The 770-nt window shown below is 46.6% G+C and carries 1 protein-coding gene; it reads right to left on the bottom strand.

All coding sequences use genetic code 11. The features are described from left to right. Positions 1-770, bottom strand: a 770-nt coding sequence (locus tag MMP72_RS15760; RefSeq protein ID WP_241406213.1) for an Ig-like domain-containing protein, incomplete at both ends; no start/stop codon positions are given.

The raw sequence follows: 770 nt of genomic DNA, 5'->3' as shown, positions 1-770 counted from the left end.
ATCACGATTTCACCTGTGATTGGATCTGCTGTACTTGCATCAAGGGTCGCGGTAATGAAGCCATTGGCAAGATCTGTGGCTGTCACGGTGTAGTCTGTGCCATTCACATTCACTACAGTGCCATCCACTGCATCTGGTCCTAAACCAACTTGGACATCAAATACACCGTCTGTACCGAGTTCATCTGCATTCAAGATGCCATCACCATTCAGGTCTTCTGGCAAGGTGATTGCTGTGATCAAGTCTTGGGCTACTGTATCTAAAGTGATAGTAGCTGTATCAGTTCCAATATTTCCTGCTTCATCTGTTGCAGACACAGTGATTGTATTAGCCCCTTCATTTAAAGCTGCCAAGCTATCATCAGCGAGAGTCCATGTACCATCACCATTGTTTGTCGCTGGATAGTCAACACCATCTACAGTCACAACAATCGTCGCTGTCGGATCATCAATCGTACCGCTCAATGCAGGAGTTGAATCATTAGTTATAAAATCATCCACTACGACATTTGGAGCAACGGTATCAATGGTAATCGTACCTGTAGTGCTACCTTCGTTACCTGCTGCATCTGTGGCTGTCACTGTTACCGTGTAGTCACCATCTGCAAGCGCTGCCAAGCTGTCATCTGCCAAGGTCCACGTACCATCGCCATTGTTGGTCGCTGGATAGTCAACACCATCTACAGTCACAACAATCGTCGCTGTCGGATCATCAATCGTACCGCTCAATGCAGGCGTACTGTCATTGGTCAATACATCATCAATCGTCAC

It is taken from the genome of Acinetobacter sp. NIPH 2699, from assembly GCF_022549355.1.
Lineage (GTDB): Bacteria > Pseudomonadota > Gammaproteobacteria > Pseudomonadales > Moraxellaceae > Acinetobacter.
The sequence above is the reverse complement of the archived record's forward strand: the minus strand, read 5'-3'. Positions and strand labels throughout refer to the sequence as shown.